Here is a 26,506-nt window from a genome sequence, read left to right as displayed (position 1 = left end):
GCTTTTCCAAGGTTTCACCTAGCATTTTCTGATGTCCTGCGCGCTATTGCGTGGCTTGATCGTCCAGACCGTGATCCCGAGCAGAGAAATCAGCCAGACGGGTCTCGATCGCCTGTTTGAATTCGTCACTCATCGGGTAGGCGGAGCTGTAAGTATGGCGGAAGGTGCCGTCCTGATAGACGACCGTCAGGCTATCGGAATCGCTGCTGTCGAAATCCTGTGACAGAGCCATCATAACCCCGGTCGCCAGGACGGGATAATCGTCTTCCGTCGGGACGAGATCGTTGCGCACGCACATGATGGCGCGAATGGGATGATCGCCGATCGTGAGCATCGGCTCTTGAGATATGTCCCGGACGCTGGCGAGAAACTCTTCGGCCGGACGGAAGGAGGCGATGTCCGCGCCTCCACCATCTTCATCCGGAATGAACTGCATGATGACCAGTTCACAGCTGTCATAGTCCGCAGCCCACGCCGCGGCTGGCGACAGCAGGCAGATTGTAGCGGCCAGCAGGGCTTTCATGACGGGCCTCCGAAATGGCTGGCAATACGACGCGCCAGCGCGCGCGCTGCCGCCGTTTTGGATTGACGCGGGAGATGGATTTCATCCGTCTCGGTCACAATGATCATCATATTCTCCTGACCGCCCATAACGTCGCCGGACACATCATTGGCGACGATCCAGTCACAGCCTTTGCGAACGCGTTTGGCGCGCGCCAGTTCCAGGACGTCATGCGTTTCAGCCGCGAATCCCACGACCAGTTCAGGGCGCTTATCGCTCAGGCAAACTGAACGCAGTATGTCTGGATTTTCAACAAGCTGTAAGGGCGCAGGGCCGTCGACCGGCTTTTTCGTCTTCCGCTCCGTCCGCGTGGCGGGCCGCCAGTCGGCGACGGCAGCGACGGAGACGAAAATGTCGGCTGGTAAGGCGCGCTTCACAGCTGAGAACATCTCCTCGGCGGTTTCGACCGGACTGTTTCGCGTGCCATGCGGCAGAGGGATTGCGGTCGGTCCGCTCACCAGCTCGACATCCGCTCCCAGATCCGCCAGCGCCTGCGCGACAGCGTAGCCTTGTCGCCCCGAAGAATGGTTGGAGAGATAGCGCACGGGATCGATCGGCTCGCGCGTTGGACCAGCCGTGACAACGGCCCGGCGACCCGCCAGCGGTTTAGGCGCGCTCAAACCGTCCAGACTCATATCGCCCTGCAGGGCCGACATGACGCTGTCGGCTATCGCATCGGGCTCGGCCATCCGGCCATCGCCAAATTCCCCACAGGCCATCTCGCCGGCATCGGGGCCGACGAATAGCGCGCCGCGGTCGCGCAAGGTCGCAATGTTGGCCTGGGTTGCGGTGGCCTCATACATGCGCACATTCATGGCGGGGGCGTAGAGGACGCGCGTATCGGTCGCGAGCAATGTCGTGGTCGCCAAATCGGCAGCGACGCCCTGCGCGGCCTGCGCCATCAGATTGGCTGTAGCGGGCGCGACAACGATCAGATCAGCGCTGCGCGACAATTCGATATGGCCCATCTCCGACTCGGCGGTCAGATCCCACAAATCCGTCAGTACAGTCTCTCCGGACAATGCCTGCGCCGATAGCGGCGTGACAAACTGCGTGCCACCCTTGGTCAGGATCACGCGCGTCGACACACCCCGCCGCGCCAGTTCGCGGATCAGCAGGAGCGACTTGTAGGCCGCAATGCCGCCACCGATGATAAGAAGGACATGTTTGTTCATGCGAGGAGCCTAGCGCGCCTAAAGCTGGGCCGCTACCCAGGCCCCGCCAAGCGCCATGGCTGCTCCGAAAGCGGCATAGGCGACAGGCCGAAAGGGACTGACTCGTCGCTGTTCTGCTGATCGCGACGGTACAGTTGACAAATCGATGTCCCCGTCGGCCCAGGCTTGCGCCAGTTTGGCGATATTTTCTGTCGCTTCCGGCAGGCGGTTCAGTGTCTTGCGGGTCCGGTCGAGCCCGTCGAGCAGGTCGTTGATATAGCGTTCGGGGCCGAGTTCGGCGCGGACGGCGTCTTCCACGATGGGGCGCGAGGCTTCCCACATATCGAAATGCGGATCGAGGCGTCGCGCCACGCCTTCGGCCTGCATCATGGTCTTTTGCAGCAGAATGAGCTGCGGTTGAAGCGGCATGTCGAACATTTCGGTGATTTCGAGGAGCTGCAGCAGGACCTTGGACATGGAGACGTCTTCGGCGTTCTTGCCGAAAATCGGCTCGCCGACAGCCCGCAAAGCGGTCGCGAATTCGTCGACGCTGTGATTGGGTGGGACGTAACCGATGTCGAAATGGACCTGGGCGATCTTGTAATAGTCGCGCTGGAGAAATCCGTAGAGCGTGTCGATCTCGAAGCGAATTTCTTCGTCACCCAGCCGCCCCAGAATGCCGAAATCGAGCAGAACGAGATCGCCGTCCGGGCCGCGGAAGAGATTGCCCTCATGCATGTCTGCATGAAAGATGCCGTATGTGAACGTCGAGGCCAGAAAGCTCTGAATGACGGCGGTCGCGAGGGCGCGGCGCTCCTCAATCGGCAGCTCCAGAATATCGGGTGACGAAAAGGCCGTGCCCTCGATCCACTCCGTCGCCATGACGTTCTTGTCCACCAGTTCCCAGTGAATGGAAGGAACCCGGAACAGGCCTGTGGCCTCGGCAATGTCCGACATTTCCGACGCGGCTGCGGCTTCCAGCCGCAGGTCGAGCTCAAGCATCACGGCGCGCCGCGCTTCGGCGACGAAGGCTTTGGGCTGCATCCGGCGAATGGCCGGCACGGCTGCATGCGCCATTTTCGCCACCAGTTCGATCACATTCATGTCGCGCGTCATCCGCGTCACGATGTTGGGCCGCAGGATCTTGATGGCGATGGTTTCGCCGTCAGGATGATCGTCCGTCGGTTTCAGCACGGCCTTGTGGACCTGTGCGACCGAGGCGGCTGCGACGGGTTCGGACAGCGATAGCAGGCGATTCTGCCAAGGCTCGCCCCAATCGGCGACGAGCATGGCTTCGGCCTTTTCCAAGGGGAAGGGCGGCACCTTGTCCTTAAGACGCGACAGACCTTCGGCAAAGACAGGATCGAACATGTCGCCGCGGGTGGACAATATCTGTCCGAACTTGATGTAGGCCGGGCCGAGCTTTTCGAGCGCATTGGCGAAACGCGCGCCCGGATTGTCGTCGCGGTCGCGAATGGAGAAAAACCGGGATATCGCCGCGACGAATCGCACTGGCCCCGGCACGAACGGCTCATATTCTTTCGGCACAAGCGCATCATGGCGCACCAGCACCCAGGCCGTGCGTAAGAGTCGGAGGAATGTCACCACGCTTCGGAGCATTGGTGGGGCTATAGTGACGCACCCGAAACGGTCAAAGGACTAATTGCGGTCCGTGTCGATCCGGTATTTGTCCAACGCTGCGAAGTACTTAGCCGATGATTGCGGGCAATCCCCATAATTCACTGCGCAAAACATGCCTCTTGATTGGACAAATGGAATCGCGGCTTTAGGGTTTGGCGTAGGGAGGGCTACCACATCTAGTGCGTAGCCAGGGCATCACCACAATGGCTTGCGGTCATCTGACAGGCAAGTCGCGGTCTAACAGACAGAGACGTCATCATGGGAATCGTTGAACCAGTCAGCACATCACGGTCGGGTCTTCTGGAGCCGAGCCTGACATATAAGCCGTTTCGCTATCCTTGGGCCTATGAATTCTGGCGCCGTCAGCAGCAGATCCACTGGATGCCGGAAGAGGTGCCGCTGGGCGAGGATCTGAAGGACTGGTCCACCAATCTGACGGCGGACGAGAAAAACCTCCTGACGCAGATTTTCCGTTTCTTCACGCAAAGCGATGTCGAAGTCGGTGGCAATTATATGGAAAACTATATGCCGCTGTTCAAACCGGTCGAAGTCCGGATGATGCTGGCGTCATTTTCCAACATGGAAACGATCCACATCGCCGCCTATGCGTTGCTGCTGGAAACCATCGGCATGCCTGACAGCGAATTTTCCATGTTCATGGAATATGAGGAGATGGCGGCCAAGCACGACTATCTGGGTCAGTTCGGAGTCGAGACGGACGAGGATATTCTGACATCCATGGCGGTCTTCGGAGCCTTTACAGAAGGGCTGCAGCTTTTTGCGTCCTTCGCCATGCTGATGAACTTCCCGCGCCTGAACAAGATGAAGGGCATGGGTCAGATCGTGTCCTGGTCGATCCGGGATGAGAGCCTGCATTGCGAAGGCATGATCAAGCTGTTCCACACATTCGCCAAGGAAACGGGGGCGCTGACGCAAGAGGTGAAGGACAAGATCGCCGACTGCTGCAAGACGGTGGTGAAGCTGGAAGACAAGTTCATCGATCTGGCGTTCGAAAAAGGTCCCGTCGAAGGCATGACCGCGGAAGATATCAAACGCTATATCCGGTATATCGCCAATTGGCGCATGGGGCAGCTCGGCCTCGAAAAGATCTATGACGGCGTCGATGAACATCCGCTCCCTTGGCTGACGGAAATCACCAACGGAGTCGAACATGCCAACTTCTTCGAAGCGCGGGCCACGGAATATTCCAAGGGCGCGACCGAGGGGGACTGGCACGGCGACAATGGCGTCTGGAACAAGTTCGAAACCTACGATGCCAAACGCGGCATAGAGGCCGCCGAATAGGCTGGAGCATTCGTCGCCCCGGTCTGATCTTCAGTTTCGATCACGGTTTTCTGACTCTAACCTGTCTTCCCATGAGGGTCGCAGCCTGTTAGCCGACGGGCATGTCCCTCATCGATGTGACAGACCGGCTGAAGCCCTATGGCTCGATCTATAACTTTCGTGATTTCGGAGGTTATTCCGGTCTGGGCGGTCAGTCCGTGCGGACAGGGGTGCTGTTCCGCTCTGCCCATCTGAACGGCCTGAGCGAAGCCGATCAGGCCGAGATCGACGCCCTGACCATCGGGACGGTGGTCGATCTGCGGCATGCTCCGGAACGCAAACGCCAACCGTCGAAATGGCCCGAAAATGAAGCGCGCGCAGCGGTGCTGACTCAGCCTGTCACGCCTGAGCTGGCCGCGGCGACCGTCGCGCCGCATGAGGCCTTCGCCGAACAGAGCCTCTATTCAGCGCAGGATGCGCGCGACTATATGACGACATCCTATCGCAACCGGCCGCATGATGCCGGGTTCATGGCGCTGTTTTCGGACACGTTGACCCGGATGACAGAACCACAGGTCGATCAAGGCGAGGGCGTTCTGGTTCACTGCGCGGCGGGTAAAGACAGGACCGGAACGCTGGTCGCCCTGATTCAGGGTCTGCTGGGCGTATCGGACGGTGATATAATGGCGGATTATATGCTGACGGAAACTGCCGTCGACATTGAAGCCTTTCTCGAGCCCGCGGCAGCGATGTTCAGTCAGCGCTACGGGCGGACGATTGACGCCGACTCGCTCCGTCCGATGTTCGGGGTCGAACCGGATTATCTTAGCGCCAGTCTCGAGGCGATGGGCGATATGGAACGCTATGCGGTAGACACGCTCGGTCTTGACGGTGCGCAGCTTGATCGGTTGCGGGCGCGCTACCTGACAAATGGCCACACGGCTTAGCTGCTGCAGTTCATACCTGATGCAGAGCCAGTACAGGTAAATTTCGTGCCCGTGCCGGCGCCGACTTCGACTGTGGCGGATCGACGGGGTTTCAGCAGAAATGTTTCCGTCAGAGTCAGCGATGTGGGCAGCAATCCCTTCTTGCTATCCGTGTCGAGCGTATTGGGCATGCCCATTGGGGTGTAACGGTAAGCTACGCGCGCGACGACGATCCCTGATCCTTCCGCCAGCATGTCGGCGCTCAGATCGGCGGCATCGAAATCTTCAAGCCAGCTTTCCCGGCCTGCGCCATAGACGATTTCGCCAAGGCTGACTTCCGACCCGGACGAGTCCCGGTCGAAGCTTTCCATATGCAGAACATAGTCATTCGTGTCCGACACATTGGCGACGCGCAATGTCGCGGAGAGGATGTCTTCAATATCGGCTTCTTCCAGAACGGCGGCCTGTGTCGCCAGATCGCCGGCGACACTGGCGGAATGCGACACCTGTCGCTCTACGCCGAGTACCATGGCCAGCTCGGCCAGACCAAGATAGACGCCGATGATGATCGGCGCGATGATGGCGAATTCCATCGCGGCCACACCGCTTTCATCGCGGTGAAAGCCCGTAATCCGTCGCAACCGACGACGCAGATGAGTGGCTGGCGGATATAGGGTCATCCGAGGATTCCTTCCAGCTCGTCCTTGATGGAGGGATTGCAGGATCCGCCGCCGGGGAAAGGCTCGTTCCGGAACGCCGTCGAAACCGTGATAACATGACGACCTGTTCCGGGCTGGTTTTCCAGACGGGTCATGAAATTCGGCAGAACCAGCGGATAGTAGAATGTCCCGCGCATGACGACAGGTTCGCCTGGACCCGTATTGTCGAATTCGCCGTTCTCGACGCCCTTCGTGTCGTCGTCCGGGTCAAGACCGCCATCGCCCGGATCCTTCATCGCGACGGATTGAAACGAGGCCGCAGTGACAAGGTCGACCCGCAGGTTGTTTTCGCAGCTCATCATCCCTTGCATGCGGTCGCAGACCATGGCCTTGAATTCCGCCGCGCTGCCACAGCCTTGAAAGGCGCCGACGCGGACAAGACGGCCCGTATCATTCATGGATTGCGTCAGGACGGATCCTGTGAAGAAGACAAGGGCCAGTTCCAGAATGCCGAAGATGATTGCCAGGAAAGGGAGTGAGACCATGGCGAATTCGACTGCCGTGGCCCCGTCCGTGTTTTTGGAATACCGGTCGCGCAGCGCGCTCGCGCGGCGCCAGGCACGTCCTGTAAAACTGGTCCGACCCATGATCATTCCATGCTCCCATGCGCATGCCGCCTGTGCGACTGCGTCAACTTACGGGACTGGAATACAGGGAAGGGCTTAATGAACGACTGATGGCCAGGTTTAAGAAAGGACTAACCCGGCTATTGATCGCCGGACAGTTCGGATTGAGCCGCATCGAACGGGCTGCCGCCTGCGGCGAGCGGGCTGTCGAAAATGGCCCCGACGCCGGAGCTTTCAGGAGTCTGGCCAGCATTCGCGCCCACAAAGTCGGCACTGTCGCCCAGAACGGGTGAGGGCTGGCAGTAGGGCGAGCAGGAATAGGAACGGCGGCTGCTGGCATTGAAAAGACGGATGCCATTTGTCGGCGTAATGGCCGTGACCTGAATGTCCGCATCGACCATCGTGCCGCCATTGCGGTCCAGAATGACCAGATTGGTTTCGCCGTAACCGCGCCCGACCACAAAAATCATGTTGGGGGAATGGATGGTCACATCGGCGATGCTCGGATTGCCGACGATTACGGAGCCCGCCGCAGCCGGCAGACGCAAGATCTGGGTCTTGTTCAGGTCGACGCGGTAGATGGGATCAGAGGCGGAGGCCGACAGGCTGAGGGCTGCGGTAGCAACCAGACCGGCAAAGCTTGCCAGGGTCGCGCGCAGGGATGTTTTCATACTCAGGCGCATAGCCGTCTCCACAAATTCGGCCCCGTTCTAGCGCGGCAGGGTGAATGAAGTCTTTATGGCGCTGGGGCAGTCGGGGTGGAGTCTTTCCTTATAGGGGCTGCTGCGACTGGTCCGGTCAGGGCGAGGCAGATAAATCTGACAGAAAGTACAGATTTACGGGCTGTTCACCGTGTCTCCGAACCTCACGTTAAACTGGCTCCCCTAGATACGTCCTTGTCAGGGATGACCCCCGGGCAACTGGGAATAATCCCAAAATCGACTAGCATACGTGGGAGCAAGTTATGCAAAATCTTATCAAAAACTTCGTCAATGACGAATCTGGTGCAACGGCCATCGAATACGGCCTGATCGCCGCTCTTATCGCTGTTGCGATGATCGCTGGTGCAACTGCACTGGGTGAGTCCATCAACGACAAGTTTGCCGATGTCTCTGCCGAGATGGACAAGGTGAAAGACACTAAAGGCAAGAAGATCAAAGGCGGCGACTGATCCGTCCGGTTGGCCTAGCCAACTGATCTAATGCGCGGCCAGCCTTCGGGCTGGCCGTTTTCGTTTGTGCCGTCGCCAAGCGGAATAAGCGACAGAAGCAGAATGAGAGATGCTGTCAATCGCGCCGACTCTCATCAAATCTTAACCGACCGGCGCTATTGACGTGACACCAGACAACGCCCCGACCGTCGGAGTTTTCGCATGATCGTCGCCTTTATCGTGACACTGATTTTCGCCGTCCCCTTGCTGATTGCGGCCTATACCGACTTCTGGTCGATGAAAATTCCCAACAAGGTCTCTCTGGCCATGGCCGCAGGCTTCGTGATCGCCTTGCCGATGACCTGGCAGGGTCTGCCCGCACTGGCCGAGCATCTGAGCGTCGGTCTGGTTTTCTTCGCAGCCGGTTTTGCAATGTTCGCTCTGGGTTGGCTCGGTGGCGGGGATGCGAAGCTGATGGCCGCCATCAGCCTGTGGTTCGGCTGGGGCGATGTCATGCCGTTCGTGCTCTACACGACCCTGTTCGGTGCGGCGCTGGGTATCTTCATGATGCTGAGCGATACGCTGCTGCCTGTCCGCGTCAGAACGTCGGAGCTGGGCATGCGCATGTTCCAGGGCGGAAAAGACATGCCTTACGGGCTGGCGCTTGCAGCCGGGGCCTTGTTCGTCTGGCCAACCAGCAGCCTGTTCGTCGCCCTTGTTGGCTGATACCGGGCCGTGTCCGGCACATTAATCCTTCAGACCTGTTTCCTCTTGTTAACCATGCCTTAGCGGGTCTGGCCTAGTTCGGAGTCCAAACCTTCCTTGAGGAGCGGGCGACGTGGACAGAAAACGGCTGATAATGATTGCCGCTTTGGTCATTCTGATGGCCATCGTGTTTATCACATTGCGCGGCATGAATAGCGGTACAGATGCCGAGCCGATGGTCGAGACGATTGTCGAGGAAGTCGACTACACACCCGTTCTGACCGTGTCCGAGCCTCTATCGCGGGGTCACCGCGTCAGTGAGGGTGATCTCAGCTGGATCGACTGGCCGACGGAAGCGCTGACGCCAGCCCTGATCGTCGAAGATCCCGAAGCCGAAACCCCGATTGTCGAAACATTGATCAATGCCGTCGTCCGCGAGCCTCTGACGCCGGGCGAGCCGCTCGTTCTGTCGCGTTTCATTCGCGCGGGCGATGCAGGCATCATGGCCGCACTTTTGAAGCCCGGCATGCGGGCGGTTACGGTCCGGATCAGCGTCGACACGGCGGCTGGCGGCTTCATTCAGCCCGGCGACAAGGTCGATGTGATCTTGCAGGAGGCCGTGGAGACGACGCTGGGTGATTTCGGGTCGGAGGCTGAGCTGGTCGCATCGACAATCTTCAATAATGTCACGGTTCTGGCGATCGATCAGTCCTTTTCAGCTGATCCATCGGGCTCTGCAGCCCTCCCAGGATCGACGGCGACACTGGAGCTGTCTCCCCGTGATGCAGAGCGCATTACCGTCGCGCAGGTCCGAGGTGATCTGTCGCTGGTCCTCCGCGGCTTTGCCGGGGCGACCATGTATGCGCCGAGCCATGCGACGGAGCCTGATGACGCCAAGAAGCAAATTCCGCCTGTGACGATTTACCGATCCGGTGAGGCGCAATCCGTCCCGGTGCGGGGGAGATAGTGATGAGCGGAACCAATATGTTTACAATTGGGGGAGCGCCGCGCTGGACACGCTTTGCCGCGCCCCTGATGCTGTCTGCGGTCATGGCCGTTCCCGCTCTGGCGACAGAGCGCAGCTATAGCGCAATTGCGTCCATTCCGGTCGAAGCCTCCGCGGACGGAATCCGTATTCAGTCGCCGGGCGAAGGTCTGAACAGATCCATCGTGCTGCCTTATTCCAAATCGACAGTCATTGAGTTGCCATCCAATGCGATGGACGTGTTCGTGTCTAATCCGGACATTGTCGAAGCCATTCCCCATACATCGCGCCGGACCCTGCTGATCGGCAAGAGTTCGGGTCAGACCAACGTTTATTTCTACGACCATAACGGCAATGAGCTGCTCAATATCGACATTCGGGTCGAGCGGGACATTAACGGGCTGACGGAGCTTGTCCGAAAGCATGCGCCGAGTGCGGATGTCGAAGTCCAGTCGATCAACAGTAACATCATGCTGACAGGCCGCGTGCCGAACGCAGAGACCGCGCTGAAAGTCGAGCGCATAGCCGAGATGTGGCAGGGCGCAGCCGATGGAACGGGCGAAATCGTCAATCTTCTGTCTGTCGAAGGCAAGGATCAGGTGATGCTGAAGGTCCGCATCGTCGAGATGCAGCGCTCAGTCGTCAAACAGATGGGCTTCAATCTCTCAGCTGTGGCCGAACTGGGCGATTCGACGGTTTCCCTGGTCAATAATCTTGGTGTCAGTAGTGGTGCGGGCTTTACGGGCAATGTCGGTTTTCAGAATTCATCCGGCGGCGATCTGCGCTCTCTGAGCGGAGCGCTGACAGCGCTGGAACGAGTCGGCCTGATCCGGACGCTCGCAGAGCCGACTCTGGTCGCGATTTCGGGGGAAACGGCCAACTTCCTGGCGGGCGGTGAGTTCCCGGTTCTAGGTGGCGTTTTTCTCGATGATAATGGGCAGCTGCAGCGCTCTTTCGAATTCAAATCATTCGGCGTTTCGCTCGGCTTTACCCCCGTTGTCCTATCCGAGGGACTGATTTCATTGAATATTTCAACCGAAGTATCCGAGCCGACTACCGAAAACTCGTTCGAAACAGGCGGTGAGGGCGGCGATATTCTGGGTCTGCGCGTGCGTCGGGCCAATACGGTTGTCGAGCTTCCGGCGGGCGGCAGTCTTGTGATTGCCGGCATGATCCGGGAAGAGGCGCGCAGCGCGTTTGACGGCGTTCCGGGGGCCAAGGATATTCCGGGTCTGGGCGCATTGTTCCGCAATCGCGACAGTCAGAGCGTACAGACGGAACTTGTCGTGATCGTGACGCCCTATCTGGTCGACCCGACGCATCCTGACAAATTGCAGACGCCGCTTGAGGGCTATCAGCCCGCCAGCGAGCGCGCACAGGTCCTGATGGGGCGCCTGAATACGGTTTATGGCGAAAAGGCCACGTCCGAAACATTGACCGGGCCGTTCGGCCATGTGGTCGATTAGGAGTTGATGATGAAACAACCGCGTCAATTCGCTCGGACCCGCCGTTTTTCAGTCTCGGCGCTGACATTGATGGTCGCTGCGCCGCTTCTTCTGGCGGGCTGCCTGCAGGGCAGCAATATACATCAGCCGACCCACCGCCTTAATCCGGTCAAGGTCGCCGAGTCGGTCGAACGGCTGGAACTTTACGCGCGCCCCAATGGGCTCGAGCTCTCGGCGCGGGACGAATTCGCCGTTCAGACATTTCTCAGAAGCTATACTGCCGAAGGATCCGGCCCGATTTACATTAACCGTCCTGCCAATGCGCTGACCGGACAAGGGGTCATCCAGACGGATGCATTGCTAACGCGGTTGATGGCGGCCAGTGCGATCCGGCCTGATGCCGTTCAGTCGGGCGAATATTACTCCCGTCCCGGTGATCCGGCGCCGGTCGTTCTATCCTATCGGACCCTGAAGGCGATTTCGCAGGATTGCTCGCGTCTTGGCGATCTGTCGCAGACTTACGGCAATGGCGTGACGCCCGAATTTGGCTGTTTTGCATCGGCCAATCTGGCCGCCATGATCAGCGATCCGCGTCAGCTGATCGAACCCTACGCATCCGACACACCCAACGCGCAGCGGCGTCAGGTTGTCTATGATCGTTACATCCAAGGTTCCTCGACAGCCTCTGAGCGTCCTGAAGGTCAGAGTGTGAGCTCTCAGGAAGCTGGCGGTTAGAGCGGAAGGACAGACATGACACATCCTTCGCACCCGGATCAGCCCCTGCCGCAACCGGCCATGCCGCAGCCGACCATGCCGCAACCTTCGCCCATGCCTGCGCCCATCTCTGCGCAAGCGCCGATGCCTGCACAGTCCATGCCGATGCCAACACCTGGAAATGCATCCCACGGCGCGATGCCGCCGCCCGTGCCGCGTCCCATGGCAGCGCCGGGCATGCCACAGGCTGCGCCTGTTCCCGCACCTATGCCTTCACAGGTGGCCGCGCCCATGCCAGCCCCCATGCCTGTACCGTCGCCTTCTCAGGGGCATGCGGCATATGGGCACGCGCCCATGCCAGCGCCGCAATCGCACCCGTATCCGGGACAGCCTGCATCTCATGTCGCCCCACAAGGTGTCGTACATTCCGCTATGCCCGCGCCCGTCGCGCCTCTGCCAACGGCTGACATGGGGCCAGAGATGCGCGAAGAGGGCGAGCGCCCCCTGCCGCAGATTGCGATCCACGCTTTTTGCGATCGCCAAGAAACGGCTGGCTGCATCCATGAAATGACACGAGACTGGCGGATGCGCCGGACTAATTCGAAAATCTATATGGGCGGCCTGTCCGCCGCCATCGATTATTATCACAAGGAGAACACGCCCGGTCTGGTGATCATCGAATCCGGCATGCGCGGTGCGGAACTGTTCAATCAACTCGAGCAGCTGGCCAGCGTTTGTGACGAAGGAACGAAAGTCGTCATTATCGGGGCCGCCAACGATATTCGCCTGTATCGTCAGCTCATGGATAAAGGCGTGTCGGATTATCTGGTCCCGCCACTTCATCCGCTCAACATCATTCGCTCACTGTCCGATCTCTACTCCGATCCGGAAAGCCCGTTTACGGGTCGAGCCGTTGCTTTCTTCGGCTCCAAAGGCGGCGTCGGCAGTTCGACGCTGGCGCACAACATTGCCTACACGCTGGCTGAACGCATGATGCAGGAAACGGCCCTGATCGATCTCGACAGCAGCTGGGGCACGACTGCGCTCGATTTTGCCTATGACAGCGCGTCCGGGCTGGAAGAAGCCTTGGCCGAGCCGGACCGTCTCGACGATACGCTGCTGGATCGGATCATGGTCCGCCATACGGAGCGTCTTTCGCTGCTGCCAACCTCCAGCTCATTGAATTCAAAACCTGTTTTCAACTCCGATGCCTATGAGGCCGTTGTCGCCGCCGTGCGATCGGTCAGTCCGCTCGCCCTGCTGGATGTTCCCCATATCTGGGCCGACTGGACCACCAATATTCTGACCACGGTCGATGATGTGGTGATCACAACGGTCCCTGATCTGGCCAATCTGCGTAATACGAAGAATCTGGTCGATTTCCTGAAGGCGCAGCGTCCGAATGACGGCGAGCCCATTCTGGTTCTCAACCAGACAGGACGTTGCAAATCCAAGGATGATGAGATCAGCGTCGAGAATTTTGCCGGAGCTGTCGGTCTGGAGCCTGCCCTGGTGATCGGGTTTGATCCAGACACATTTAGCCGCGCCTGTAATGAAGGCAAGATGCTGCCGGAAATGAAGACGACGGACGCGCTCGTGCCCGGCCTCGATTATCTGGCGGCCCGTCTGCGTACGGGACAGTTCAGCCAGCCACCGGTTGCCAGCGCTCCGCGCGGTCGTCTCAGCCTCATCGGCAAGTCATCGGAGACCGGTGAGTCTCAGAAAAGCAAGTCGCTCTTCGCCTCTCTGCTCAAGCAGAAAGGGTAGGGCGCATGTTCGGAAAGCGATCCGAAGCGACTGCGGTCAAGGTCAAGCAGCCGAGCGCGCCGAAACCTGCGCCCGAGCCGGTTGCGCCGACGCCGGAGCCTGTCAATCAGGCCCCGCGCAGCGGGAATGAGCCGTCCGAAGAGTATTACGAGACCAAGGCGACCATCTTCAACGCCCTGTTCGAAACGATCGACGTGTCGGCCTTGGCCGGCATGCATCCGGACAAGGCCCGGACCGAGATCCGCACCATTGTCGATGAGATCATCGCGATCCGGAACGTTCGCCTGTCCGTCGCCGAGCAAACGCAACTGATTACGGAAATCTGCGACGATATTCTGGGTTACGGGCCGCTCGAACCTCTGCTGGCTCGCGACGACATTGCCGACATCATGGTCAACGGGGCCAAACACGTCTTCATCGAAACCAACGGCAAGATGCAGAAGACGAATATCCGCTTCCGCGACAATACGCAGTTGATGAACATCTGCCAGCGTATCGTCAGCCAAGTCGGTCGCCGCGTCGATGAAGCCTCGCCGATCTGTGACGCGCGTCTGCTGGACGGTTCGCGGGTCAATGTCATCGCGCCGCCTCTGTCGATCGATGGTCCGGCGCTGACGATCCGGAAGTTCAAGAAGGACAAGCTAACCCTCAACGATCTGGTCAACTTCAAGTCCATTTCCCCGGCCGGCGCCAAGGTGCTTCAGATCATCGGGGCATGCCAGTGTAATATCGTGATCTCCGGCGGTACCGGTTCAGGCAAGACGACACTGCTCAATTGTCTGACTGGTTTCATCCATCCGGATGAGCGCATCATCACGTGCGAAGACGCCGCCGAATTGCAGCTGCAACAGCCGCACGTCGTCCGTCTGGAGACGCGCCCGCCCAATTTGGAAGGCAAGGGCAAGGTCACCATGGCCGATCTGGTCAAGAACTGTCTGCGGATGCGTCCCGAACGGATCATCGTTGGCGAGGTGCGTGGCCCTGAAGCGTTCGACCTGTTGCAAGCCATGAATACGGGTCATGACGGCTCGATGGGGACGCTGCACGCCAACAGCCCGCGCGAAGCGCTGTCGCGGCTCGAATCCATGATCACTATGGGCGGCTTCTCGCTGCCCGCCAGAACGATCCGTGAAATGATCGTCGGTTCCGTCGACGTGGTCGTTCAGGCGACCCGCCTACGTGACGGCTCACGTCGCATCACTCACATTACCGAGGTGATCGGCATGGAAGGCGACGTGATCGTGACGCAGGACCTGCTGAAGTATGAAATGGACGGCGAGGACGCGGACGGCAACATTATCGGTCAGCATCGCTCAACCGGGATCGCCCGTCCGGCCTTCTGGGACCGTGCCCGGTACTTCAATCTGGAAAAAGACCTCGCCATGGCGCTCGATGAGGCTGGCGGCTGATGGAGCAGACGCTCATACTGGCTCTGGCCGGCGCCGGCATTGTCGGCATTATCGGCTATATGCTGATCAGCGGGAGTGGCGGGTCGGCCAAGTCTGCACGCGTGGGCACCTATACGGGCAAAAAGTCCATCGCCGCCAGTCTACGCGGCGGCCAGACGAAAGTCGACGAAAGCGGTAATCGCCGCAAACAGATCGAGGAATCGCTGAAGAAACTGGAGGACACGCAAAAGTCCAAAAAGAAAGCGGCCAAGTCTATCAATGCCAAACTGCTTCAGGCCGATGTGTCCATGTCGCGGTCGACTTTTCTGACCATCTCGCTGGCGATCGCGCTGGTCGTTGCCGTTCTGGGGCTCATTCTGGGCTTCCCGATCCTGTTGCTGGCAGCCGCCAGTTTCGTGGCCGGTTTTGGTCTGCCGCGGATGGTGCTGAACATGAAGATCAAGCGTCGGCAGAAAAAGTTCGTGGCCCATTTTGCGGACGGTATGGACATCATCGTGCGCGGTGTGCGGACCGGACTGCCCTTAGGCGACTGCCTGAAGATCATCGCCCATGAAAGCCCGGATCCAATGGGCGCGGAATTCAGGCGTGTTGTCGAAGCCGAGGCTGTTGGTGTGCCGATCGAAATCTGTCTGGAGCAGATGTTCGAACGTCTGCCAATCGCGGAAGTCAATTTCTTTGCCACAGTCCTGAATATTCAGAAGACGACAGGCGGTAATCTGGGGGAATCTTTGGCCAACCTGTCCAACGTCTTGCGCTCGCGAAAAATTCTGGCGGAGAAGATCAAGGCTCTGTCCGCAGAAGCGAAGATGAGCGCGATTATCATCGGCGCACTGCCGATCGTGGTGATGGGCCTCGTTTCCATCATGTCGCCGGATTATATGACGCAACTTTTCACAACGGATCGCGGTCAGCAGAATCTGATGATCGGTGCGGTCATGATGGGAATGGGTATCTTCATCATGCGCAAAATGATCGACTTCAAATATTAGGGTGGCGCGATGACGGACGGCACTCTTCAGCTTCTGACCAATGCGGGTTACTTCGTAATCGCACTGTTGCTTGCGGTAACAGTTTATATGATCGTCGTGCCTCTGTTTGAGGGTGATAAGCTGAAGAAGCGCATGGCCTCCGTTTCGGCTCAGCGCGACACATTGCGCGGCGCGCGCATGGATCAGTTGAACGGAGAGCGCAGTCTTCGCACGAATGACAAGGGTCTGGCGCGGAAGCTGGTCGACAGGTTCAGTCTTGAACGCCTGCTGGAAGCCACGGATCTGCGGGACAAAATGGCTCAGGCCGGGCTTCGCGGGCAGGGGCCGATCTATAAATTCTATTTCTTCCGGATGATCCTGCCTATCGCGCTTGGCTGTTTCGGGCTGGTTTTTCTCATCATTCTCAACACGCCGGGCTGGGCGATGGCGCAACGGGCGGCCGCGACGCTGGGGCTGGTCGTGTTCGGCTACTACCTGCCAGGCATCTATGTGAAAAACATGGCCAAGAAACGACTGGCCTCGATCATGGCAGTCTTTCCAGATGCGCTGGATCTACTTCTGATCTGCGTGGAATCGGGCATGTCAGTCGAACTAGCTTTCGCCCGTGTCGCCGATGAACTGGCGGAAAACTCGGTAGAGTTGGCCGAGGAGTTTCACCTGACCACGGCAGAGCTTTCCTACCTGTCCTCGCGGCGGGCCGCCTTTGAAAACCTCGCGCGGCGCAATGATCACCTCGGCATTCGCTCCGTGGCGACCGCGCTCATTCAGGCTGAGCGGTACGGGACCCCGCTGGGCGAAAGCCTGCGAACAATGGCCAATGAGAACCGGCAGATGCGGATGATGGCCGCCGAGAAGAAGGCAGCCGCTTTGCCGGCCAAGCTGACGGTCCCGATGATCGTGTTCTTCCTGCCCGTGCTGTTTATCGTGATCCTGACTCCGGCGGCCATGCGCCTAGCCGGAGCGCTTTCATAGATCATACCGAGCGCGACCAAGAAAAAAGCCCGGCTTGTCGAGCCGGGCTTTTTTCTTGCGTGTCAGGTGGCCTCAGCGCCGCTGACGGGCCGGCGTGCGCCGTGTCGTTTGCGCCTCCGGGGCGGGATAACCGCCGCTCTGCACGGGCGCGGTCGCTGGGGGTTGCTGATAAGCATAGGGCTGTGTGGTCTGTAGGCTCGGCCCGACGACATGCGGCGCATTCATGGAACCGTCCATTTCGGCCACGCCAGCCTGTCTGGACTGCTGAATTTGCGACAGAATAGCCGCCTGTTCCTGTGTCATGGGTGCGCCCGTATAGAGCGGTTGCGGCGACGCGGCTGCAGACCCGTTGCCCTGCCTCTGACGGGCGGCAGCGCGGGCTGCATCGGCAGCAGAGGTAAACTGTCGTCCGTCTGGTGCTGTCGTCGTGAGCCGCGGCCCAGCCATTGAATTCATCTGACGCGCAGGATTGGCCCGTCTTGGCGCATACTGTCCCGGCACCGAGGCGGTGCCTGCCGATGGCTGGCGCGGCGTGAAGGCCGGAACGGGCTCGGGCGGCAGCTTGCGGTCTCCGCGCGTCAATCGCGACAGGCGCGTCTGCCGCTCGGCGTCTTCTGTCCGACCCTGTAATTGCAGCACCATAGCCAGGTTCTGTCTGACCCCGGCTCCCGCACCCGGTGTTTCAGTCGCGCGGCGTAGCCATGTTTCGGCCATGGTGAGATCACCGGCGAGGGCGTAGCTGAGCCCGAGGTTGGACAAGACGTTCGGGTCGTTCGGCGTGATTTGCAGTGCACGCTGATAGTGCTGACGCGCTGCATCATATTCTTCCATCTGATCGAGTGCCGCGCCTTTGAGTGACCAGAGGCGACCATAGGCTGGCGCTATCCGCAGGGCATCATCGATGACGGGAATGGCGTCCAGAGCGCGCTCTTCAGCGATCAGGGCCGCTGAATGCTCCGCTAGAAGATAGGGATTACGCGGGTGAATGGCGCGCGAGGTCTGCGTGATTTCGGCGGCCCGACCCGGATTACCCAGTCGCCGCACGGCGGATGCGAGCTTGATCGTGGCTTCCAGATCAGAGGGGTTTAGCTCATATTCATGCGACCAGAACGCGGCTTGGGCGAATAGTTCCTGGGTCTCGATATTGTCCCGCATTTCGCGCGTGGCCGGCATGAAGCGCTCGACGGCGATCTCGTCACGCATCGAGGCTTCCTGATCGGTCATTCCAGGGGCGACGGCGCATGCCGACAGGATCATCGCGCTTCCAAGAAGAAGCGCTGAGGCGCGGCGTAAACGGGATCGAGAATGCGGCATAGGAGCCTCGGGCAGATTGGCGGGCAGGGCCGCTCGGCCAAATGCCGATTGCGTCCCTGCGCGATTTTGTTAACAATCGTAAAGAGCTAGAGTTAATGGGACCTTTACAGGGCCGCTCTGGACATGAAGAGCATTTCACCATGACATACAGCCTTAATCTGACCCCGATCATCGACGTGCCTAATGGCGAACCTGTCGTGCCGATCCACGCCGTTCGACCTGATGACTGGGCAATACTGTCCGAAGACTTGCCGTCAGCCCAAGTCGGCTTTGCCAAAGCCAACCGGTTTGCGGGAGAGACGGGACAGACGGTCAATCTTCCCGCAGAGGACGGACAGATCGCGGCAGTGCTGCTGGGCTGTGGTGAGATTGAAAGCGACATGGACGCGGAAATGCGCGCCGGACAGCTCGCAACGGCGCTGCCGGCGGGCTTCTACCGATTGGCCTCGCTACCCGAAGATTGGTCCGAACGGCTTGCAACCATCGGCTGGGGGATCGGCGGATACCGCTTCTCCCGCTATCTGAAAGATACGCCGGACCCGGCCATGCTTGTGCTGGGTGAGAATGTGGATGCGGCATCCATCATGGATTCGGTCAGGGCCACGGCGCTCGGGCGGGACCTCATCAATACGCCTGCTGGCGATATGGGCCCCGTGGCCTTGCAGCAGGCCGCCGAAGACCTGGCCCATGCGTATGACGCCGATGTGAGCGTCGTCGTCGGTGATGATCTTCTGGAACAGAATTATCCGATGATCCACGCCGTCGGTCGAGCCGCGCATGAAGCGCCGCGTCTGGTTGAAATCGAATGGGGCGATCCGGATCATCCGCGTCTGGCGGTGATCGGCAAAGGCATCACCTTCGATACGGGCGGCGTAAATATGAAGAGCGCGTCGGGCGCCCGCCTGATGAAGAAGGATATGGGCGGGGCGGCGCATGCCTTGGCGCTGTCTTCCATGATCATGGCGGCAAAACTGCCCGTTCGCCTGCATTGTTTGTTGGCGATCGCCGAAAACGCCGTCAGCGCCAATGCCTACCGACCGGGCGATGTCCTGACTTCGCGCGCAGGTCTGACCGTTGAAATTGACAATACGGACGCGGAAGGCCGCCTGGTTCTGGGCGACGCCCTGACGAAGGCGAGCGAAGATGATCCCGTCTTGATGATCGATTTCGCCACGCTGACAGGCGCGGCGCGGGTTGCGCTCGGCCCGCAGCTGCCACCGTTCTTCACAAATCGTCCGCACCTTCATGATGCGGTCGCGCGTCATGCCATGGCCGAACTCGACCCGGTCTGGCCGATGCCGTTATGGCAGCCCTATAATGCCATGCTGCGCTCTCCGATCGCCGATATGAAGAATGCGGGCGGGTCCTTTGCCGGATCCGTCACGGCGGGATTGTTTCTGGAACGGTTTGTGGCGGACATGCCGTGGATGCATTTCGACGTTTACGGCTGGAATCCTGCGTCCCGCCCCGGCCATCCGAAAGGGGCGGATGTCTATGCTGTCAGGGCACTGTTTTCCTGGCTGGCCTCAGGCGGTCTGAACACGCCGATGGGCGGGGCTGACGCTTAGGCTCAGCAAGCCGCGCAGGAACAGGGCGAGGCCGACACTGATCGACACGGTCGCGAGGACGAGCGTGGGCACTGATATGTCCGGATGCTGTGACAAAAGCCACTGCGCGACGGGCCAGATGCCGAGATAGGTCGGGAGTGTCAGGTTCGGCCATCTTCTCAGGCCGGCAAGGGGGCTAAGCAGTAGCGCCATGGCCAGCGCGCACCAGCCAAGCGAGGCCAGCACTTCGATCATATGGGTCCAGGTCAGGCCGACATAATGCAATGTCGCCAGGCCCAGACAGGTGGCACTGATCGCCAGCCAGCCGCGCCAGCTTTTGAGACGGACATGGTTCACCGATCGCATGACCGCGCCGAACAAAAACGCATAACCCAAGCGGAGGCCCGGCACGAGCGGGTCGAAGGCCGTCGACTCTGTGCGCAACGACCAGCTGCCGATGGCGATGTGGGCGGCAATGCACAGGGCCAGAAGCCCGATCAGCGTGCGTGTCCGCATCCCGGTGGCATAGATCAGGATGAGCCCGGCAAAGGCGACCACGCCCCAGCGCAGGGTCCAGATCGTGCCCTGCAACAGACAGGCATAGAGCGCGTCGTCGAGCGCGCCGGGTAAGGGTCCCCCTGGATCGACAAGCGTGACGGTTTTGAAAAAATAGAGTGCCAGCTGGAGCGCTCCCTGCGCAGCCGGGGAATCGTGATTGCAAAGCAGCGGATACAGCACGACCGAAACGATCAGCGTGTAGAGGATAACCCAGGGGAGATTGCGTAAGGCTCGCGACCGGATGAAGGCTGCCACGCCGCGTCCGGAGGAGAGGCTTCGCCAGGCCAGCCAGCCCGACAGGAAGAACAGAACCTGGATACCGTACCAGCTTGGATCGTGCCCCAGAACATGTAGCCACTCTTTCGATTGCGGGCCGACCGCCATCGTCGATGCATAGCCGATCCCGATCATCACAACGGTGAGAAAGCGGACCGCGTTGAGGCGCGACAGGATCGCGGCGTCAGCCGGATTGTTGTCCCTCTGAGGGGGCGAAAAACGGCTTGCTATCTGTCTCGGGGCAAACATGGATGAAGGCTAGAGCCGAGTTGTTAAAAAAGTTGTCAGGATTTTGAATCACTTGACTGATTCTTATCGTGGCAAGCCCCTCTTGTTCTTGACCGATGAATCAAGACCGTGCGAGTCTGCCTTATAAGGAAGTGATTCAGTGACCTTGGGAGGGGTGTTCATGGCGGCGAAGAAGGACTTGGCTGCGGACACCGCGAACGGCCCTGACCGCGCTTCACAATCCCCTGAACCTTCCGCTTTTGTCGACGATGCGCCGCAGGATGCAGCCATATCGCGATCACACCCTCGGGTCAAAGCATCGCGCCTGTCATCGACTGTCGCGCTGGCCTTGTGGAAAGATGTGACGGTTGGCTCCGTTGCGGGCGACATGCCGGACCTGTCGGCGCGTCAAACGGCCGTTCTGATGTGCGTCTATCTGGAAGAAGGGCCGCATACGGTCCGGTCTCTGGCCGCGCGTCTCAATGTGACCAAGGCGGTCATTTCGCGCGCGATCGACCGGCTGAAATCCTATGATTATATCGTCAGGGCTGATGATCCGCGCGATCGTCGTTCGATCGTTCTGCGCCGGACACCGGAAGGCATCAACTATCTGCGGGCGTTCGCCGAATTGATACAGGGCGAGTTGCCAGACGGTTTGGGCAACCGCCGCGCTTCGCGGCGCTAGGCCTGGATGGCACGCGACCCCAGGGTCAGCTTGCCGCGCGGTAGCGCCGCGAAAATCGCCCGCCATCGTGTGGCATTCGCCTATGCGCCGATATTGTCGGAGCCTGACCACAGAGCGCGGCAACTCTCCGAACTGGTCCATGGTCAGGACTTCGATATCCACGCGGAACAAGGCGGCTGGGTTCTGGGGCGGGCCCGTTCGCTGATTCCAGGGCAGCGCAGACATGGTTATGTCGGTTGGGTCGACAGCCAGGCGCTGGTCGAGGCATCATCGCGCAGAACGCACCGCGTCAGCACGCTTAGTGCGCCCCTGTTCAGTCGCCCGGACCTGAAATCCCATATCGTCATGTCCTTGCCCATGGGATCCTGTGTTACGGTTACGGCGCAGCGCGATGGCTATCTGCAGCTGGGGTCCGGGGCCTATCTCAGTCTCCATCATGTGCGTCCTCTGAATGATCCGGAGACGGGCTGGGTCACAGTTGCGCGACGTTATCTCGGCCAGCCCTATGTTTGGGGCGGCAACGGCGCACGCGGGGTGGACTGTTCGGGTCTGGTGCAGATGAGTTTTGCGGTCTGCGGGATTGATGCGCCCCGCGATGCCGACATGCAGGAGAGAGCATTAGGCCACGTGGTCGACGCTCCGGAACAGGCCGGGGATTTGCTATTCTGGCCCGGCCATGTCGGCATTCTGACGACGAAAACGCGCCTCCTGCATGCCAACGCCCATCATATGGGTGTCGTGGAGGAGCCGCTGGGGCCGGCGCTGAAAAGAATGGCGCGCGCAGATGTTCACCTGCGCACTGTGAAGCGTCTCTAATCGACGTCTTCAAGCTCTTCGGGGCTGAGAACTTCCGCGTCTTCAACCGCATCGACGACAGGCTGATCGCCTCCTTCCGCGATATTATTGTCATCCATTTCCGATGGATCCGTTGTCGGATCGGTAATGACGGACTGATCGGGAAGCGTTGCAGCCTCTTCAGCTTCGACGCTCAGCGCAACTTCGACCGCTGCAGGTTCGGGACGGGGCATCGGATTGTCGGATGCCAGACGCAGATATTCGATGACGGCGGCGCGGTCGCTTTCCTTCCGGATACCCGCGAAGTTCATTTTGGTGCCAGACATATAGCTCTTCGGGCGCTCCAGGAACGCGTCCAGGCTCTCATAGCTCCATGTGTAGCCGGCATTGCCCATAGCGTCCGAATAGTTGAAGCCTTCATGCACACCGACCTGTGCGCCAACCACGCCCCACAGGCCCGGCCCCGTTCCATTTGCGCCGCCCTTTTCAAGAACATGGCAGGATGTGCAGTTGCGGAAGACACGTGCGCCGCGATCGGCATCCATCGCCGCGACCCATTCGGGCTGCGGGAAGGGGAGTTCGACCTCTTCTTCTTCGCCTGACGTTTCCAGCTCGCCAACAATATAGGCCGGAACCTTCGGTGCGTCATGATGCATGAAGATTTCCGGCAACATGCGGATCCCCATGAAGACGAGTGCAGCTGCAAGAATGGCAGCGAAAATCTTGTTATTGCCAAGCGGATCCATGACTGTCGGATTCCCTGTTTTGTCCCTGGCCCACGACAATGCCGTCTGCGGGCTCCGTATGGGTGGTCTAATACGGATTTAGGCACTCATCGCAATTGGAAAAGGCCTTGCGGCACAGGGTCGCAACCGCTCTATTCACAGTTTCGCTGTATCAGAGGGCCGTTCGCATGACTGCACGCATTGTTTATCAAGGAGAGGCCGGGGCTTATTCGCATCTCGCCTGCCGGGAGCATTTCCCGGATATGGAGCCTTGGGCGTGTCAGAGTTTCAGCGAAGCCTTTGCTAGGGTGCGGAGCGGTGAGGCTGATCTGGCCATGATCCCTGTCGAGAACACGGTGGCCGGTCGCGTCAGCGATATCTATCATCTGCTGCCCGAGGGCGGTCTATCCATCATCGCGGAGCGCTATCAGCCGATCCATCATCAACTGCTTGCTCTGCCGGGGGTCAGCCTGAGCGACATCACGACCGCGCGGTCTCACCCCATGGCGCTTGGACAGGTCAGGGATCGGCTGACGGGACTGGGCATTGCCGCGATTGCGGATGTTGATACGGCTGCTGCTGCCCGCAAGGTCGCCGAACGCGGCGATCGACAGATCGCCGCAGTGGCGAGCCGAGTTGCCGCCGAAGTGTATGGCCTGCAGATACTGGCCGAGGATATCGAAGATTTCGGGCTCGAATACGACGCGCTTTATCGTTTTGTCGCGAACGCCGCATATTCCGGATATGGATGGTGGACCGGTTGTATCGTCCTTCGTTTTCCGCACCCGATCCGTGCCGAGCGCGCTCTACAAGGCGCTTGGTGGATTTGCGTCGAATGGGCTCAATCTGACGAAACTGGAAAGCTACATGATTGGCGGCGGTTTCACGGCGGCACAATTCTATGTCGACGTGGAAGGGCACCCTGACAGTGACGCCATGCGCCATGCGCTGGAAGAACTGGACTTTTTTACAGAAGATGTTCGCCATCTCGGGACATATCCGGCTGACGGCATTCGGGCGCAATCGTGAAACGGCCCGACTTGCCGCACGTCGCAAAGCCGGGCAGACAAGATCCATGAAAGCCTTTCCGATTGCTGTGATTGCTGCCCTGTTCTGCTGGCTGACTCCCATGACGGCGGCGGCGCAAAAGTCGGAAATCTATACCTCGTGGCGCAATAATCTGGCGGTCGATGGGTATGATGTCGTCAGTTTTCACGCCGGCAAGCCGGTGAAAGGTCGCGAACGCTATGTGACGGTCTATAAGGACGCCGACTGGCGGTTCGACACGCAGGCCAATATGGATCTGTTTCTGATGAACCCGGATGCATTCGTGCCGCAATATGGCGGGTATTGCGCATGGGCTGTGGCCAAGCAAAAGCTCGCCCCCGGCAAAGCGGATTATTGGCATGTCGAAGACGGCAAGCTCTATCTCAACTATTCCAAGCGTGTGAAGAAGCGCTGGGACGCGCTTCGCGATGAGTTTATCGAACAGAGCGACCGCCATTGGCCCGCCCTTCTGAACGAGTGATTCGATTCAGCCTGACGCGCTGCCGAGCCAGGCTTTCAGCAGTTGATGCGCGATCGTGGTTCGCGGCGGTCGCATGAAGGCCTCCCCCGTCTTGCTGAATACGGCAGAAACATCGGCGCGGCTGAACCAGCGGGCGTCTTCCAATTCCTTCTTGTCGATCGTGACACGTTTGTCGCGCGCCTGGCTGACAAGGCCGATCATCAGTTGTGAGGGAAACGGCCAGGGTTGGCAGAACAGATAGCGGTGGCCGGACAGGACCGCGCCGACTTCCTCAAGACCTTCGCGACTGGCTGCTTCCTCGATCGTTTCCCCGGGCGAGACGAAACCCGCCAGTGCGGAGTAAAAGCCCGGCGGCCATCCATGACCGCGACCGAGAAGAACGCTGTCCTCATGCTCGATCAGGAAAATCACGACGGGATTGACGCGGGGGAAATGTTCCGTCTCGCACGCCCCGCAGACGCGTTTCGCGCCGCCTTCGGAAGAAACTGTTGCCTGTCCGCATTGGGCGCAAAACGGATGCGTCCGGTGCCAGTCGAAGATGGAGCGCGCCCGCCCGGCCAGTGCCAGAGCATCGGCGGCTAGCCTGTGTCCCTGCAGGCGGAGATCGATCAGCGCGTCCGGAGGCAGCAGGCTGTCATCCCTGAGCGAAGCGGCAAAGACCGGGTCGCCGTCGCCTTCAAACCCGAGAAAGATCAGGCCGGGATCATAGAGCGGCAAGGCTGCCACCTGCGCTGGTGCGGCGCGTAAGAGCTGCGGTCCGTCGCTCGCAACCTGACCTTTATGCAGTAGGATTGTGCTTGCCCGACTCTCCGCCTGCAGTTCGGCAAGCTTTGCCTCAGAGCGATGCAGTTCCGCAAAATCGACCTGCGATCCGGCAAACGGGATGGGGCAGTCGGGCATGAAGTCATTGTCCATGACAGCGCCGTAATGGGTTGCGCAACGTCTGGCAATTAATTGAATTTAATCCAATGATAACAAACTGTTGTAACTGCGCCACACGCATAATGTAACATCATGTGAGGGGGTGGAACTTTCGTGGGCGGGGGCCATTTAGCGCTCAAGTGCACCCCCGCACATCACACAAATATGGAGCGTACTGAGATGAAGTTCGCAAAAATTACGGCTGCTGCAGCAGCAATCGCCATGATCGGCGGAACCGCAATGGCCCAGGACGGTCAGGCCTATGTCGGCGTCGGCGTCGATGCCGTAGAGTTCGACAGCTACAACCTCTCCGGTAAGGCGGGCTATAATTTCAACGAGTTTTTCGGTGTTGAAGCCCAGGGCGGTTTCGGGATCATCGATCAGGAAGAAACCATTGCCGGCGTCAATGCCGAGGCTGGTGTCGATTACTACCTGTCCGGTTTCCTGACGGGCCGTATTCCGGCTTCCGAGCAATTCGAGCTGATCGGGCGCGTCGGTTATTATTTCGGTGAGGTTGAGGGGTCCGTCGGAAACATCAGCATCTCGGAAGATATTGACGGCTTCGCCGCAGGTGTCGGTGCGCAGTTCAACTTCGGTGCCGGCAATCTGAACGGTATCCGGGCGGAATATACCTATCTGGACGTCAATACGGGCACGGCCAATCTGGATGCAGATGGCGACCTCTGGTCTCTCTCGTTCATCCGCAAATTCTAAAGCGTCGCGACTGACGATTTCGGGCCCGCCTTCCTTCGGGGATGGCGGGCTTTTTTGTGCGCATCGATCTTGTCAGCATAAAAGCATCTCGCCATAAATGCGATCGGAAGATCGGCCCGGACGTGGGCTGTCGCCAACCCGGTCAGGTCGGGAACGAAGCAGCCGTAACGATTCGCTCGCGGGTCGGATCCCGGTCTTCCACTCTTGCCGTGTTACCCGCCTCTGGC

At 59.6% G+C, this 26,506-nt stretch carries 27 protein-coding genes, 1 other RNA gene and 1 pseudogene; 18 read left to right on the top strand and 11 right to left on the bottom strand.

The window, feature by feature from the left end; translation table 11 throughout:
- Positions 1-43: 43 nt before the first annotated feature.
- The 3 genes from AB6B39_RS11945 to AB6B39_RS11935 are packed head-to-tail and all read right to left on the bottom strand — an operon-like array spanning position 44 to position 3,336.
- Complete coding sequence (locus AB6B39_RS11945) at positions 44-523, bottom strand: hypothetical protein (protein WP_284370061.1); 480 nt, start codon at positions 521-523, stop codon at positions 44-46.
- The gene (gene coaBC / locus AB6B39_RS11940) at positions 520-1,737 is read right to left on the bottom strand and encodes a bifunctional phosphopantothenoylcysteine decarboxylase/phosphopantothenate--cysteine ligase CoaBC (protein WP_284370063.1); all 1,218 of its coding nucleotides are present in this window, start codon (positions 1,735-1,737) and stop codon (positions 520-522) included. Before coaBC ends, AB6B39_RS11945 begins: the two co-directional genes overlap by 4 nt.
- Positions 1,738-1,755: 18 nt before the next feature.
- A complete protein-coding gene (locus tag AB6B39_RS11935; protein ID WP_371398596.1) occupies positions 1,756-3,336 on the bottom strand; it encodes an ABC1 kinase family protein in 1,581 nt (526 codons plus the stop codon).
- Between the two features lie 279 nt (positions 3,337-3,615).
- Between AB6B39_RS11935 and AB6B39_RS11930 the strand changes: the two genes are divergently transcribed.
- Positions 3,616-4,662, top strand: coding sequence for a ribonucleotide-diphosphate reductase subunit beta (locus tag AB6B39_RS11930; protein ID WP_284370067.1), 1,047 nt, complete (start codon positions 3,616-3,618; stop codon positions 4,660-4,662).
- Between the two features lie 101 nt (positions 4,663-4,763).
- Entirely contained in the window at positions 4,764-5,588 is an 825-nt protein-coding gene (locus AB6B39_RS11925; protein ID WP_284370069.1) for a tyrosine-protein phosphatase, read from the top strand.
- Here AB6B39_RS11925 and AB6B39_RS11920 read toward each other — a convergent pair.
- The 3 genes from AB6B39_RS11920 to AB6B39_RS11910 form a co-directional block, all read right to left on the bottom strand.
- Entirely contained in the window at positions 5,585-6,247 is a 663-nt protein-coding gene (locus AB6B39_RS11920) for a TadE/TadG family type IV pilus assembly protein (RefSeq protein ID WP_284370071.1), read from the bottom strand. The genes AB6B39_RS11925 and AB6B39_RS11920 overlap by 4 nt on opposite strands.
- Entirely contained in the window at positions 6,244-6,873 is a 630-nt protein-coding gene (locus AB6B39_RS11915) for a TadE/TadG family type IV pilus assembly protein (protein ID WP_284370073.1), read from the bottom strand. The genes AB6B39_RS11920 and AB6B39_RS11915 overlap by 4 nt, the downstream gene beginning before the upstream one ends.
- A gap of 119 nt (positions 6,874-6,992) precedes the next feature.
- Entirely contained in the window at positions 6,993-7,523 is a 531-nt protein-coding gene (locus AB6B39_RS11910; RefSeq protein WP_284370075.1) for a pilus assembly protein N-terminal domain-containing protein, read from the bottom strand.
- A gap of 293 nt (positions 7,524-7,816) precedes the next feature.
- On the opposite strand from AB6B39_RS11910, the gene AB6B39_RS11905 reads away from it, so the two are divergent.
- From AB6B39_RS11905 to AB6B39_RS11885, 5 genes are all read left to right on the top strand, one after another.
- Positions 7,817-8,023 carry a Flp family type IVb pilin gene (locus AB6B39_RS11905; RefSeq protein WP_284370077.1) on the top strand — a complete coding sequence of 69 codons (207 nt, stop codon included), beginning with the start codon at positions 7,817-7,819 and terminating at the stop codon, positions 8,021-8,023.
- A gap of 201 nt (positions 8,024-8,224) precedes the next feature.
- Positions 8,225-8,728, top strand: coding sequence for a prepilin peptidase (locus AB6B39_RS11900; protein WP_284370079.1), 504 nt, complete (start codon positions 8,225-8,227; stop codon positions 8,726-8,728).
- A 112-nt stretch (positions 8,729-8,840) separates the two neighbouring features.
- Entirely contained in the window at positions 8,841-9,674 is an 834-nt protein-coding gene (gene cpaB, locus AB6B39_RS11895) for a Flp pilus assembly protein CpaB (protein WP_284370081.1), read from the top strand.
- Positions 9,675-9,676: 2 nt separating this feature from the next.
- Positions 9,677-11,158, top strand: a complete 1,482-nt coding sequence (locus AB6B39_RS11890) for a type II and III secretion system protein family protein (protein ID WP_284370083.1) — start codon at positions 9,677-9,679, stop codon at positions 11,156-11,158.
- 6 nt (positions 11,159-11,164) lie between these two features.
- Positions 11,165-11,872 carry a CpaD family pilus assembly lipoprotein gene (locus AB6B39_RS11885; RefSeq protein WP_371398595.1) on the top strand — a complete coding sequence of 236 codons (708 nt, stop codon included), beginning with the start codon at positions 11,165-11,167 and terminating at the stop codon, positions 11,870-11,872.
- Between the two features lie 38 nt (positions 11,873-11,910).
- On the opposite strand, the gene AB6B39_RS11880 is transcribed toward AB6B39_RS11885, so the two are convergent.
- Positions 11,911-12,144: a hypothetical protein gene (locus AB6B39_RS11880; protein WP_284370087.1), complete on the bottom strand. Its 234-nt coding sequence runs from the start codon at positions 12,142-12,144 to the stop codon at positions 11,911-11,913.
- A 61-nt stretch (positions 12,145-12,205) separates the two neighbouring features.
- Here AB6B39_RS11880 and AB6B39_RS11875 point away from each other — a divergent pair, with 61 nt between their 5' ends.
- The 4 genes from AB6B39_RS11875 to AB6B39_RS11860 are packed head-to-tail and all read left to right on the top strand — an operon-like array spanning position 12,206 to position 16,988.
- On the top strand, positions 12,206-13,618 hold the full coding sequence (locus tag AB6B39_RS11875; RefSeq protein ID WP_284370089.1) for an AAA family ATPase: 1,413 nt from the start codon (positions 12,206-12,208) through the stop codon (positions 13,616-13,618).
- Positions 13,619-13,623: 5 nt separating this feature from the next.
- Positions 13,624-15,027 carry a CpaF family protein gene (locus AB6B39_RS11870; RefSeq protein WP_284370092.1) on the top strand — a complete coding sequence of 468 codons (1,404 nt, stop codon included), beginning with the start codon at positions 13,624-13,626 and terminating at the stop codon, positions 15,025-15,027.
- The gene (locus tag AB6B39_RS11865; protein ID WP_284370094.1) at positions 15,027-16,016 is read left to right on the top strand and encodes a type II secretion system F family protein; all 990 of its coding nucleotides are present in this window, start codon (positions 15,027-15,029) and stop codon (positions 16,014-16,016) included. The genes AB6B39_RS11870 and AB6B39_RS11865 overlap by 1 nt, the downstream gene beginning before the upstream one ends.
- Positions 16,017-16,025: 9 nt before the next feature.
- On the top strand, positions 16,026-16,988 hold the full coding sequence (locus AB6B39_RS11860; protein ID WP_284370096.1) for a type II secretion system F family protein: 963 nt from the start codon (positions 16,026-16,028) through the stop codon (positions 16,986-16,988).
- 72 nt (positions 16,989-17,060) lie between these two features.
- Here AB6B39_RS11860 and AB6B39_RS11855 read toward each other — a convergent pair whose 3' ends face one another.
- Complete coding sequence (locus AB6B39_RS11855) at positions 17,061-18,191, bottom strand: tetratricopeptide repeat protein (protein ID WP_371398594.1); 1,131 nt, start codon at positions 18,189-18,191, stop codon at positions 17,061-17,063.
- Positions 18,192-18,442: 251 nt separating this feature from the next.
- On the opposite strand from AB6B39_RS11855, the gene AB6B39_RS11850 reads away from it, so the two are divergent.
- Positions 18,443-19,870, top strand: a complete 1,428-nt coding sequence (locus AB6B39_RS11850; RefSeq protein ID WP_284370100.1) for a leucyl aminopeptidase family protein — start codon at positions 18,443-18,445, stop codon at positions 19,868-19,870.
- On the opposite strand, the gene AB6B39_RS11845 is transcribed toward AB6B39_RS11850, so the two are convergent.
- Positions 19,829-20,932, bottom strand: coding sequence for a hypothetical protein (locus AB6B39_RS11845; protein ID WP_284370102.1), 1,104 nt, complete (start codon positions 20,930-20,932; stop codon positions 19,829-19,831). The two genes, AB6B39_RS11850 and AB6B39_RS11845, sit on opposite strands and share 42 nt — an antisense overlap.
- 160 nt (positions 20,933-21,092) lie before the next feature.
- Here AB6B39_RS11845 and AB6B39_RS11840 point away from each other — a divergent pair, with 160 nt between their 5' ends.
- Together AB6B39_RS11840 and AB6B39_RS11835 are read left to right on the top strand one after the other, a co-directional pair.
- Positions 21,093-21,596, top strand: coding sequence for a MarR family transcriptional regulator (locus tag AB6B39_RS11840; protein WP_284370104.1), 504 nt, complete (start codon positions 21,093-21,095; stop codon positions 21,594-21,596).
- Positions 21,597-21,602: 6 nt separating this feature from the next.
- Positions 21,603-22,412, top strand: coding sequence for an NlpC/P60 family protein (locus tag AB6B39_RS11835; protein WP_371398593.1), 810 nt, complete (start codon positions 21,603-21,605; stop codon positions 22,410-22,412).
- Here the strand turns inward: AB6B39_RS11835 and AB6B39_RS11830 are convergent.
- The gene (locus AB6B39_RS11830) at positions 22,409-23,137 is read right to left on the bottom strand and encodes a c-type cytochrome (protein ID WP_284370108.1); all 729 of its coding nucleotides are present in this window, start codon (positions 23,135-23,137) and stop codon (positions 22,409-22,411) included. The two genes, AB6B39_RS11835 and AB6B39_RS11830, sit on opposite strands and share 4 nt — an antisense overlap.
- A 167-nt stretch (positions 23,138-23,304) precedes the next feature.
- Here AB6B39_RS11830 and AB6B39_RS11825 point away from each other — a divergent pair.
- Together AB6B39_RS11825 and AB6B39_RS11820 are read left to right on the top strand one after the other, a co-directional pair.
- Positions 23,305-24,145, top strand: a pseudogene (locus tag AB6B39_RS11825) (prephenate dehydratase).
- Between the two features lie 100 nt (positions 24,146-24,245).
- On the top strand, positions 24,246-24,644 hold the full coding sequence (locus tag AB6B39_RS11820) for a YHS domain-containing (seleno)protein (RefSeq protein ID WP_371398767.1): 399 nt from the start codon (positions 24,246-24,248) through the stop codon (positions 24,642-24,644).
- A 6-nt stretch (positions 24,645-24,650) separates the two neighbouring features.
- Here AB6B39_RS11820 and nudC read toward each other — a convergent pair whose 3' ends face one another.
- Complete coding sequence (gene nudC, locus AB6B39_RS11815) at positions 24,651-25,559, bottom strand: NAD(+) diphosphatase (RefSeq protein ID WP_371398592.1); 909 nt, start codon at positions 25,557-25,559, stop codon at positions 24,651-24,653.
- 186 nt (positions 25,560-25,745) lie between these two features.
- Between nudC and AB6B39_RS11810 the strand changes: the two genes are divergently transcribed.
- Both AB6B39_RS11810 and ffs read left to right on the top strand, forming a co-directional pair.
- Positions 25,746-26,279 carry an outer membrane beta-barrel protein gene (locus tag AB6B39_RS11810; protein ID WP_284370116.1) on the top strand — a complete coding sequence of 178 codons (534 nt, stop codon included), beginning with the start codon at positions 25,746-25,748 and terminating at the stop codon, positions 26,277-26,279.
- Between the two features lie 105 nt (positions 26,280-26,384).
- An RNA gene (gene ffs, locus AB6B39_RS11805) (signal recognition particle sRNA small type) lies at positions 26,385-26,482 on the top strand.
- Positions 26,483-26,506 lie beyond the last annotated feature (24 nt).

This window comes from Algimonas porphyrae (assembly GCF_041429795.1).
Lineage (GTDB): Bacteria > Pseudomonadota > Alphaproteobacteria > Caulobacterales > Maricaulaceae > Litorimonas > Litorimonas porphyrae.
Note: the sequence above shows the minus strand (reverse complement) of the source record. Positions and strands in the feature narration are given on the sequence as shown.

Coding starts and splice junctions, on each gene's coding strand:
- AB6B39_RS11945 (WP_284370061.1), bottom strand. CDS start 523: ATGAAAGCCCTGCTGGCCGCTACAATCTGCCTGCTGTCGCCAGCCGCG.
- coaBC (WP_284370063.1), bottom strand. CDS start 1,737: ATGAACAAACATGTCCTTCTTATCATCGGTGGCGGCATTGCGGCCTAC.
- AB6B39_RS11935 (WP_371398596.1), bottom strand. CDS start 3,336: ATGCTCCGAAGCGTGGTGACATTCCTCCGACTCTTACGCACGGCCTGG.
- AB6B39_RS11930 (WP_284370067.1), top strand. CDS start 3,616: ATGGGAATCGTTGAACCAGTCAGCACATCACGGTCGGGTCTTCTGGAG.
- AB6B39_RS11925 (WP_284370069.1), top strand. CDS start 4,764: ATGTCCCTCATCGATGTGACAGACCGGCTGAAGCCCTATGGCTCGATC.
- AB6B39_RS11920 (WP_284370071.1), bottom strand. CDS start 6,247: ATGACCCTATATCCGCCAGCCACTCATCTGCGTCGTCGGTTGCGACGG.
- AB6B39_RS11915 (WP_284370073.1), bottom strand. CDS start 6,873: ATGGGTCGGACCAGTTTTACAGGACGTGCCTGGCGCCGCGCGAGCGCG.
- AB6B39_RS11910 (WP_284370075.1), bottom strand. CDS start 7,523: ATGAAAACATCCCTGCGCGCGACCCTGGCAAGCTTTGCCGGTCTGGTT.
- AB6B39_RS11905 (WP_284370077.1), top strand. CDS start 7,817: ATGCAAAATCTTATCAAAAACTTCGTCAATGACGAATCTGGTGCAACG.
- AB6B39_RS11900 (WP_284370079.1), top strand. CDS start 8,225: ATGATCGTCGCCTTTATCGTGACACTGATTTTCGCCGTCCCCTTGCTG.
- AB6B39_RS11890 (WP_284370083.1), top strand. CDS start 9,677: ATGAGCGGAACCAATATGTTTACAATTGGGGGAGCGCCGCGCTGGACA.
- AB6B39_RS11885 (WP_371398595.1), top strand. CDS start 11,165: ATGATGAAACAACCGCGTCAATTCGCTCGGACCCGCCGTTTTTCAGTC.
- AB6B39_RS11880 (WP_284370087.1), bottom strand. CDS start 12,144: ATGGGCGCGGCCACCTGTGAAGGCATAGGTGCGGGAACAGGCGCAGCC.
- AB6B39_RS11875 (WP_284370089.1), top strand. CDS start 12,206: ATGCCAGCGCCGCAATCGCACCCGTATCCGGGACAGCCTGCATCTCAT.
- AB6B39_RS11870 (WP_284370092.1), top strand. CDS start 13,624: ATGTTCGGAAAGCGATCCGAAGCGACTGCGGTCAAGGTCAAGCAGCCG.
- AB6B39_RS11865 (WP_284370094.1), top strand. CDS start 15,027: ATGGAGCAGACGCTCATACTGGCTCTGGCCGGCGCCGGCATTGTCGGC.
- AB6B39_RS11860 (WP_284370096.1), top strand. CDS start 16,026: ATGACGGACGGCACTCTTCAGCTTCTGACCAATGCGGGTTACTTCGTA.
- AB6B39_RS11855 (WP_371398594.1), bottom strand. CDS start 18,191: ATGCGTGACGAGATCGCCGTCGAGCGCTTCATGCCGGCCACGCGCGAA.
- AB6B39_RS11850 (WP_284370100.1), top strand. CDS start 18,443: ATGACATACAGCCTTAATCTGACCCCGATCATCGACGTGCCTAATGGC.
- AB6B39_RS11845 (WP_284370102.1), bottom strand. CDS start 20,932: ATGTTTGCCCCGAGACAGATAGCAAGCCGTTTTTCGCCCCCTCAGAGG.
- AB6B39_RS11840 (WP_284370104.1), top strand. CDS start 21,093: ATGGCGGCGAAGAAGGACTTGGCTGCGGACACCGCGAACGGCCCTGAC.
- AB6B39_RS11835 (WP_371398593.1), top strand. CDS start 21,603: ATGGCACGCGACCCCAGGGTCAGCTTGCCGCGCGGTAGCGCCGCGAAA.
- AB6B39_RS11830 (WP_284370108.1), bottom strand. CDS start 23,137: ATGGATCCGCTTGGCAATAACAAGATTTTCGCTGCCATTCTTGCAGCT.
- AB6B39_RS11820 (WP_371398767.1), top strand. CDS start 24,246: ATGACGGCGGCGGCGCAAAAGTCGGAAATCTATACCTCGTGGCGCAAT.
- nudC (WP_371398592.1), bottom strand. CDS start 25,559: ATGGACAATGACTTCATGCCCGACTGCCCCATCCCGTTTGCCGGATCG.
- AB6B39_RS11810 (WP_284370116.1), top strand. CDS start 25,746: ATGAAGTTCGCAAAAATTACGGCTGCTGCAGCAGCAATCGCCATGATC.